10 protein-coding genes are annotated in these 9,164 nt (G+C 53.5%); 6 read left to right on the top strand and 4 right to left on the bottom strand.

Annotated elements, in window-relative coordinates; all coding sequences use genetic code 11:
* Window positions 1-275: 275 nt before the first annotated feature.
* Together RJP21_RS30920 and RJP21_RS30915 are read right to left on the bottom strand one after the other, a co-directional pair.
* Window positions 276-563: a hypothetical protein gene (locus RJP21_RS30920; RefSeq protein ID WP_212957818.1), complete on the bottom strand. Its 288-nt coding sequence runs from the start codon at window positions 561-563 to the stop codon at window positions 276-278.
* A 111-nt stretch (window positions 564-674) separates the two neighbouring features.
* A complete protein-coding gene (locus RJP21_RS30915) occupies window positions 675-1,022 on the bottom strand; it encodes a YlbF/YmcA family competence regulator (protein ID WP_160043246.1) in 348 nt (115 codons plus the stop codon).
* A 203-nt stretch (window positions 1,023-1,225) separates the two neighbouring features.
* On the opposite strand from RJP21_RS30915, the gene RJP21_RS30910 reads away from it, so the two are divergent.
* Genes RJP21_RS30910 through RJP21_RS30885 form a run of 6 tightly spaced genes read left to right on the top strand, consistent with a single transcriptional unit; the run spans window position 1,226 to window position 7,842 of the window.
* The gene (locus tag RJP21_RS30910; RefSeq protein WP_310862604.1) at window positions 1,226-2,593 is read left to right on the top strand and encodes a YheC/YheD family endospore coat-associated protein; all 1,368 of its coding nucleotides are present in this window, start codon (window positions 1,226-1,228) and stop codon (window positions 2,591-2,593) included.
* A 16-nt stretch (window positions 2,594-2,609) separates the two neighbouring features.
* A complete protein-coding gene (locus RJP21_RS30905) occupies window positions 2,610-3,728 on the top strand; it encodes a YheC/YheD family endospore coat-associated protein (protein ID WP_310862603.1) in 1,119 nt (372 codons plus the stop codon).
* Window positions 3,728-5,098, top strand: coding sequence for a YheC/YheD family endospore coat-associated protein (locus RJP21_RS30900; protein WP_310862602.1), 1,371 nt, complete (start codon window positions 3,728-3,730; stop codon window positions 5,096-5,098). Before RJP21_RS30905 ends, RJP21_RS30900 begins: the two co-directional genes overlap by 1 nt.
* Window positions 5,095-6,210: a YheC/YheD family endospore coat-associated protein gene (locus RJP21_RS30895; RefSeq protein ID WP_310862601.1), complete on the top strand. Its 1,116-nt coding sequence runs from the start codon at window positions 5,095-5,097 to the stop codon at window positions 6,208-6,210. The genes RJP21_RS30900 and RJP21_RS30895 overlap by 4 nt, the downstream gene beginning before the upstream one ends.
* 19 nt (window positions 6,211-6,229) lie before the next feature.
* Complete coding sequence (locus RJP21_RS30890) at window positions 6,230-6,748, top strand: GNAT family N-acetyltransferase (RefSeq protein WP_310862600.1); 519 nt, start codon at window positions 6,230-6,232, stop codon at window positions 6,746-6,748.
* Window positions 6,730-7,842: a YheC/YheD family endospore coat-associated protein gene (locus tag RJP21_RS30885; protein WP_310862605.1), complete on the top strand. Its 1,113-nt coding sequence runs from the start codon at window positions 6,730-6,732 to the stop codon at window positions 7,840-7,842. The genes RJP21_RS30890 and RJP21_RS30885 overlap by 19 nt, the downstream gene beginning before the upstream one ends.
* A gap of 55 nt (window positions 7,843-7,897) precedes the next feature.
* Here the strand turns inward: RJP21_RS30885 and RJP21_RS30880 are convergent, their stop codons facing one another.
* Entirely contained in the window at window positions 7,898-8,599 is a 702-nt protein-coding gene (locus RJP21_RS30880) for an HAD family hydrolase (RefSeq protein WP_310862599.1), read from the bottom strand.
* A gap of 184 nt (window positions 8,600-8,783) precedes the next feature.
* Window positions 8,784-9,164: manganese catalase family protein (locus RJP21_RS30875; RefSeq protein WP_310862598.1), on the bottom strand; the 381-nt coding region annotated here is incomplete at its 5' end.

Below are 9,164 nucleotides of genomic sequence, written 5' to 3'. Positions count from 1 at the left end.
CGTTAGCGACAGAAGATCAGAGTTATACCCTTGAATTATCGCCAATTTCCTATCCTTCGTAAATTTGGTCATAAAAAAACTGCACCTCCAACTGTTAGAGTGTGTCTAACAATTGGGGTGCAGTTCAGCAGGCGCCCGGCTTTTTTTGACTTTTACGTCAGGATGTTTCAACATTCGATTCTTGCCGCTCCCAAGTCCCATCTACAAACGAACCAAACCGCTTCGCTCCATGGATTGCCGACCGGAAGCTGATCTTTGGATTTTCAGCGAAATCCTTACATATTCTCCTGACTCCGCTGCGACTCTTCCGGCCATTTCAATTGCAGCTGACGTATCTTCGCCGCCTTGATCCGGTCAAGCGTCTTCTGCTTTTCCTCGTCCACGCCGAGCAAATAATGCAGATGCGCCCCGATGACCAAAAAAGCGAACAGGGCCCACGCCGCGCCGAAAGCCGACGTCCAGGACCAGCCTCCGCTGAAGGAGATCAACGGCAGGGCATACACCAACATGGCCAAAGCGACGATCAAATACAGGAGGTGTTTGATTTTCTTTCCTTTTTTCATTTTGCGGCAGCTCCTTCATTCGTGAATCTATATTTCTACTCTATGAGGGGCTGCCGTAAAATATGAGACAAGTTTTGAAAACATCTTTGACCAGTGGCAACAACGGCTTGATTACAAGCCCTGCCCGCCGTAAAGATCCTGAAGGCTGTCGGAAATCGTTTTGTTGATGTCCTCGATAATCGTGCTGAGTCGGCGTTCCGCATCAAACAGTCGGCGGATATTCAGATTGAGGCTGAGCACGTCGAACAGCTTCTCCATCTGCTCCATCTCTTCCTGGGCCGGCATATCGCCCGACATCATCCGCTGCTGGATTTCCATCTGGCGTTTTCTGAAATCCTCAAGCATGCGCTTGCTTTCCGGATCCTGGTCGATCAGGCTAATCGCCGATTTGATGTCCTTTACCTCCTGGCTTTCCTTCAGCGCTTTTGCCAGTTCATTCGTTTTGTCATAAATATTCATGTGTGTCCTGCCTCCTTATAAAATGGAAACTGCTCTTTCCCGATTTCAAAATCCCCCGAGAATCGGCCGCCCCTGCACTCAAGATTAAAAAAGTGGGTCAATCACCAAGGGATATATGTCCTCATATGATACATTACATGCAAAAAGCAGATGCACCTTATCTGCCCTGTAGACATCAAGTTGCTGTTGGAAGGAGATCCACGATGTCCAAAAAAACGCTACCGGTCCAAATGTTCGCTCCGGGCTCTTTAAAGGAAAACGCCATCGTGCTCGGAGAGAAGCTGGTCAAACAGTGGAAGATTCCTACCGACCGTCCTCTGCAGTTGGCATTTGGTTCCTTCAGACAAGAGATCACCGTCGTTCCCGCAGCCAAAACCAGCGGACTGCGAATCAGTGAGCCTCTGGCCCGCCGAATGGGGCTTTTTTCTCGTCCGGTGTTGAGGGCTGCCTATCATTCATCGAGCCGCACACTCAGACTGGGGCCCCTAATCAGCGTACTGATCAGTCGGGATAATCCGGAACAACCCGATAAACCGTTCGGCTCCATATCCATGTTCTGCCGTGAGCTGGTGAATGCCTGCCGGAAACAGGGAGCCTATGTATACTTCTTTACGCCGGACCACATTCAGGAAGGATCGGGCAGTATACATGGTTGGGTATACGATGACGGGTGGCGTCAGGCGTCCATGCCGATCGCGGATGTTGTCAACAACCGTCTCACAACCCGCAAAATGGAGAATAAACCTAGCGTACAGCATTTTATGAAAGAAGTAAAATCACGCTACGGCGCACATGTCTTTAATGAGAGGTTCCTGGACAAAAACGAAGTCTTCGACACGCTTAAATCCGACTCTTCCCTTGCCAGATATTTGCCCGAATCCCACCTGCTCACCGGTTTCTCGGTGCTCAAAAAAATGTGCCAGCACCACTCCGTCGTCTTTCTGAAGCCTGTTCGCGGCAGTCTCGGCAAGGGCATAATCCGCATTTCAAAGCAGCCCGACGGCACTTACCAAACGCTGTCGACGTCTTCGGCCGGCGCCCGCAGGCAGTCCTACTCAAGCCTCACAAAGCTGTTTTCCGGTTTATCCGGCAAAATGAAAACGACCCGCTACCAAATCCAGCAAGGGCTGACCCTGATCGATCACGGCAAAAGGCCGATTGACTTCCGGGCGCTTGTGCAAAAAAACGGGGCCGGCAACTGGATCGTAACCTCCATCGTAGCCCGGATCGCAGGAGGCAACCATTTCGTTTCCAACCTGGCCCGAGGCGGCACCCTGAGCACCGTCAAGGACGCGGTCAGCAGGTGCATGCTGCCTCCGGAGGTCAAAAATACGGCCTACGCCAAGCTGCATCGGGCATCGCTCGAAATTGCCAGAGGCATCGACAATCTGATCCCTTTGCATTTCGGCGAGCTCGGCATCGACTTGGCGATGGATAATTCAGGAAAAATATGGATGCTGGAGGTCAACTCCAAGCCTTCCAAAAACGACAATACCCCGCTTAACGAGCAAAAAATCAGGCCCTCGGTCAAAAGGCTGCTGGAATACTGCTGCTATTTGTCCGGTTTTTAAAGGAGGCGCACCATGAATGGTCTTACCGCTTGGGACGCTCGGCATCATGTGCTGCAGCCGTGAAGACAGTCCCCCGTTTTCCAATGAAGGCTACTGCCGCAAGCTTTCCGTTCTTGGAAAAAAATACGGCATCCAGGTCGTCGTATTCCGCCCGGCGGACGTGTCATTGGACCGCACCCATATCCACGGTTTCATTTACAAGGAAGGCGCCTGGCGCCAAAACCGGCTTCCTTTTCCGGACATCGTGTACGACCGCTGCTTGTATCGCAGCAGAAAGGAGTTCCGATTGGCGGCAAGCCTGCTGTCGGACTCCCGAGACGCCAGGGATTGGACGTTATGGTCGCGCAGCCTTCCGGGAAAATGGCAGGTATTCCGGATGTTGAGCAAGGAACCGGATGTTCTGCCATACCTTCCGCCAACCGGGATTTATCGTGGGAAGGAAACTCTTATAAAAACACTGGAATCCCATGGCGGCGAAGCGTTTCTGAAACCGAAGGGAGGCTCCCAAGGCAAAAACACGCTGTACGTTCGGGTGGACCGGGAATCCGGCATCTGGGCGGTCAAAGGCAGAGATTCCCTGAACCGCCCCGTCGAAAGAAGGTTTCCGTCCGATGCCTCAGCCATGCGGTGGATTGGGGACTTCACGAAAAACCGAACGTATATCATCCAGCCGTATCTTCATTTACAAGGCAGAAACGGCCGGTCTTTTGATACCAGGGTGTTAATGCAGAAAAATGAAAAAGGGTTGTGGATGCAAACCGGCATTGTAGTCCGGGAGGGCGCCGCCGGGAGCATGACCTCCAACCTTCACGGCGGCGGAAAAGCCCTTCCCGTTCTGCCGTATCTGAGCGGACAATTCGGAGCTGAACGGGCAGAGCGGTTGACGGAAGTCATCAGGCGGCTGTCGGAGAAAATCCCGCCGATTCTGGAAAGTCATTTTGGCCGGCTCGGAGAATTGGGCATCGATTTCGGAATCGATACGAAAGGGAACGTTTGGCTGCTTGAAGTGAACTCCAAGCCGGGACGCACCTCCATCCGGCAGGCAGGGGATCCGGACAGCGCCGTTCTCGCGTCGGAAAATCCGCTCCGTTACGCCCGCTATCTACTGCTTCGACAACTTAGGAGGGTAAATTGATGAGTTTGACGTATTGTAATGTTCATTTTTCGCAGAAGCCCGAGAAAGTCGTCTACGTTTCCCACAATCTGCTCAAAAGCTTAAAGCTGTCCGGCAAAAAGAATATCCAGCTTCGTCTCGGGAAAGACGTGATCCAAGCTGCCGTGAAGCCCATCAAAAAAACGGGGAAACATCTTTACCTCGGCTCGGGCATCAGGAACGGCATCCGCGTTCCCTCGGCCGGCGGCATTTATATACGAAACCAGGATAATGAATACCAGCTCGGCCCATTGATCGGCGTGCTTTCCGACGGACCCACGAATACCTCCCAGCCGTTCGGGTCCCGCACAGGGTTCATCAAGCAGCTGCTCCGGGAGGGCAGAAAAAAATGCTACATTTTTGCGTTTACCCCCCGGGACATCAACTGGAATCAGGAAAAGGTCACCGGTTATTTTTTAAACGACAACGGAAGCTTCTACAGAAGAACGGTTCCTTTGCCCGATGTCGTATACAACCGGCTGCCGAGCCGGAAGGCCGAAACTTCATCCTCCATCATCCAGCTTAGAGAACGGCTCAGCCGCCGGAAAATCCCTTATTTCAATTGGAGTTTCTTCAACAAATCCGACATTTACCGCCTGCTTGAAAACGACAACACCGTCAATAAATACGTGCCTGAATCCCATATGAACCCGTCTCCCGAAAAAATCAGGGAAATGCTGGAGAGACACCAGTTCCTCTATTACAAACCTTCGGCCGGCAGCCTGGGCAAAGGCATTTACAGGTTGACCTACCTGCCCAAAAGGGGATATTTCGCCCGCTACCGCAAGGGCGGCGGCAACGTGCTGCTCCGGTTTAATTCCTTTAACAGCTTGATGCGGATGCTGCAGTCCAGGCACGGCCGGGCACTGAACTCTTATGTCATCCAGCAGGGCATCCGATTGGTCGAAATCGACAACTGCCCGATCGATTTTCGTTTCCATATGCATAAAAACGGAAAAAATAACTGGGTCGTCGTCGGTATCGGCGCTAAAAAGGCGGGACGCGGCAGCGTAACGACGCATCTGAAAAACGGCGGTTCCCTGCTGACGCCGGAACAAGCGCTAAGCCGCGCCTTTGGTGCCAGAGCGGATGAAGTGCTGCAGAACGCCAAAAAGGTTGCCATTACGCTGGCCGAAGCCATCGAGTTCCACCACCAGCATCTGCTTGGCGAAATCGGATTTGATCTCGGGATAGACCAGGATGAAAGGGTATGGATGTTTGAAGCCAATGCAAAGCCGGGCCGCTCCATATTCAGCCATCCTTCCCTCAGGTCGGAAGGGAAAGCTTCTGTGGAGCATATTCTCGAGCATTGTCTTTACCTAAGCAAATTCCGCAGGAGGGATTCCGAGTGACAACGACCAGCAACGAAGAAAGCGGCAGACCCGTCGTCGCAATCTTGACCGTGTCGGGCGGACCAAGTTATTTCCGGGGAAATCAAGCCAACTTTGAGGATATCGTCAGGACCGGACAGGACATGGGATTTCCCGTCTATGTCGTGACGATCAAGGATCTCAAGCTGCAGGGAGAACGCATTAAAGGCTATACCCTTAATTCGGGGGGAGAATGGGAGCGGCAGCTGTTCCCCCTCCCCAACGTGATCTACAACCGGATTCCCCAGCGCGAGGACGAATTGAAGCCCAATGTCCGAAAAAAAATCAAGGAATGCCTGGTGCACCCGACCATCAAATTTTTCAATCCATACTTTTTCAATAAATGGCATCTATTCGAGTGGCTCAAAAGCTCGAAAGCAACAAAACATCTCGTGCCCAAAACGCGTAGGCTTCGGGGAGAAACGGGACTGCAAATGATGCTCGAACGTTATCCGTCCCTTTATTTGAAGCCGGAAAGCGGCAAGGCCGGCAAGGGCATCATGATGCTGAAATACCAAAAGGACAAACCGCTCCCATACCGCCTGAAAGTTCAGCATCATAAAAGCAGCACGACGTATAAAGGAGCAAACATGCATCGGTTGTGGAGACGGATCAAGTCGGAAACGGGCACCAGCCGCTATATCGTTCAACAGGCGATCGAGCTGGCTTCCTTCGAGCAGCGTCCGTTTGACCTGCGGGTGCTGCTGCAAAAAACGGGAAAAGGTCAATGGAGTGTCACCGGCGTCGGAGCGCGCCTGGCCGGCTCCAAAAGCATTACGACCCATGTCCCGCGGGGCGGGAGCATTGAGGATCCAAGCAAACTGCTGACCGCCGTGTTCGGCGAAGGCACCGCGCCGGGCATGATTAATCGGGTCAAAACCACCGCGGTCGTCATCGCAAGGCAAATCGAAAAGGCTTCCGGCCATCAGCACGGCGAAATGTCGATGGATCTTGGCGTGGACACTTCGGGCGGCATCTGGTTTTTCGAGGCGAACGCCAAGCCGATGAAATTCGATGAGCCGCATATCCGCCAAAAATCGCTGGAACGGATATTCCATTACAGCCAATACCTTGTAAACGTTCAGAAGCCGTAACGATAAAGGAAGTGAGCAGATGCAAATTACATCCTTCTCCCCGCGCGGCGATTGGAACCGCCAGCACGCACGCGTGCTGCGGTTTTTGTTCGAGCACGGCGGGAAATGTTTGATGCGCGAAGATTACTTGCTTTTCGCGAGGGTAACCGAGCCGGAATTGCGTGAACCCGGCACTTCCCTGCTGCTGGCAACGGTACGCGGGGAAGGCGGGCCGGTTTTGGCCGGGGTGAGCTTTGTGGCCGGATACGGCAAGGAAGCCTTCCTTATTGCGGTCCATCCGTTATACCGCCGCAAAGGGATCGGCTCGGCCCTTCTGAAGGCGCAGCTGGAGCGACTTGGCCAATTGGAGTGCCGGGCAGGGCTGGACCGGATCCCCTTCATAGGACTTTGCTTTAAAGCCGGGTTAACGGCTTTTTCCCTGAGCCAAGCGCCGGCAGGCAGAAAGCTTCTCCATTTCGAAGGAAAAGTGCCAAATACAGTCCGCCTCAAGGCGGTCCCATCCAAAGAAGGTGAAAGATGTTGCCGGTTCCCGTCTTAGGCATTTTAACGTTATATTTAAATGACCACAAAGCCCTCGAAGAGAAGCCCGTCTATCAAAAAATGATCGTCGAAGGCCAAAAAATCGGCCTGGACGTATTTGTTTTTACACCGATGGATGTCAACGACTCGAAGAAAAAGATTTACGCCATGGAATATGATGTGAAAAAAGGGGTTTGGGGGCGCAGATGGCGCCCGTTTCCGGATATGATCTACGACCGCTGCAGAATCCAGAAAAGCGCCCGTTTCACTCAGCTGCTTAAATTCCGCCAACGATACAACCACCTGCAATTTCTGAACCGCCCGCTCCGCAACAAATGGACGATTTACGAGGTCCTTTCGCGGCGGCCGGAATTCAATAAATACCTCCCGGAGACACGATTGTTTAATGGCTTTGCCGACGTTCACCACATGCTGAAAAAGACGCCCGTCGTCTATTTGAAACCGATCAACGGGACCGGGGGGCGCGGCATTTTGCGGGTCGAACGGTTAAAAGGGGACTCCTATTACTACATTCAAGGGCGCAACCACCAGCGGAAAATCATCACTCCGCAAAAGATTCATGTCTCCCGCCTGGGGTCGGTGCTCAGCGGTTGGAGCATGAAAAACCGGTATCTGGTGCAGGAGGGCATTGCGGTAGATCTCCCAGATGGCCGCGTTCACGATTACCGCATGCTGGTCCAGAAAAACAGGGAAGGCATTTGGGAGCTTACCGGCATCGCCGGAAGAGTCGGGGCGCGGCGCAGCGTGACGTCGAATTTGCATGGCGGCGGGCACGCCGTCTCTTTCTACAGGATGATGGAACAGTGGATCGACGATGAGGAGAAGCGAAACAAGGTGCAGCGGAGGGCAGAACGGCTCGGCGTCGAGGTCGCCTCATTCCTGGAGAATCAATACGGTGCCTTATGCGAGCTTGCGCTCGACCTGGCCATTAACAAAAAAGGCGAGATCTACCTGCTTGAAGTCAATCCGAAGCCCGCCAGGGAAGTATTTTCGCAGATCGGGAACGCCGAGTTGTACCGCAAGGCGATCGTGAAACCTCTGGAATACGCCCTCGGACTGTATGAAAGAAAGCATAGCCCTGCGAGCGAATAAAAAACGGACGGACCGCAGTCATCCTGCGGCCTGTCCGTTTTTTTATTTTTCTCGTTTATGTACCCGGCAACGCCGCATCCGCTTGCTCGTACAGCCGCAAAAGCTCGGCGAACGAAGAGATGAGCTCATCCGACCCTTTCAGCTCATCGTCTTTGCCAAAGCCGGCATAGGCGCAGCCGATGACACATAAACCGTTTTTCTTCCCCGCCTCCACGTCGGAAGACCGGTCGCCGACCATCCATGCGGATTTGACGCCGTTTTCCTCCAGCAGCAGCCTTACCAAATCGACTTTGGAGCGCGTGCCGTGTTTGCCTGCACTGTACAATCCGTCGAACAATCCGGCCAACCCGTGCGTCTCCACGATGCCGCTAATGTAATGCTCCAGGCCGTTGCTAGCGACATACAGCTTGACGCTCCGCGCATGCAGCGCCTCGAGCGTTTCCTTCACTTCCGGGTACAACGACGTTTCTCCGCCTGCCAGCCCTTCCAGCTCCAGCTGCAGCAGCAGCTCGTTGGCGCGGGCATGGGCCTGCTCGCTGCCGTCCGGCATGACGACTTTCCAAATATCTTCCAGCAGCATGCCCAGGCTTCCGAGCAGACGTTCCTGCGGCGGCGTTGGCGCCGTATACAACCCTTCGCTGCGCAGCGTGTCGAACAGCTTATGATATGCCGGCAGCAGCACCGATTCCGTTTGAAACAGCGTACCGTCCATGTCGAAGATCATCGCCTCGGGACGGGTCCGTTTGCTTTCGATCATTGGTTTAACATCTTCCCTTCTGTCTCTTCGATGTCTTTTGCTTGCTTATAGCCTATGATAAGTGAACCCATCCGGGATGTAAACCGGAAGAGGCCGCAATATGCATTATCCTCCCCCTTCAGGGTACGACTGGAACGCAAACAGGCGCCCCCGAACAGGAACGCCTCAGCTTCTCATATAATCTTTAAAACACCTTCTTCTGAGCCCGGTCATCTTTAATGATCTCGACGGCCTCCCGAAAGCGCAGCGAGTGCACGATTTCCCGCTCGCGCAGAAATTTCAGGCTGTCCTGCAAATCGACGTCATCCGTCATATCGATCAGCCACTGGTATGTAGCCCGCGCCTTCTCTTCTGCCGCAATGTCCTCGTACAAATCCGCAAGCGGGTCGCCTTTGGCCTGGATATAGGCCGCCGTCCAGGGCACGCCCGCCGCGTTTTCGTAGAAAAGCGCCTTGTCATGCGCCGCGTAATGCGCGCCAAGCCCCGCAGCCTTCAGTTCCTCGACGGAAGCGTCTTTCGTCAGTTTATACACCATGGTGGCAATCATTTCCAGATGCGCGAATTC

Source organism: Paenibacillus sp. VCA1 (assembly GCF_031583795.1).
In the GTDB taxonomy this organism is placed as follows: Bacteria; Bacillota; Bacilli; order Paenibacillales; family Paenibacillaceae; genus Paenibacillus_AQ; species Paenibacillus_AQ albilobatus.
Note: the sequence above shows the minus strand (reverse complement) of the source record. Positions and strands in the feature narration are given on the sequence as shown.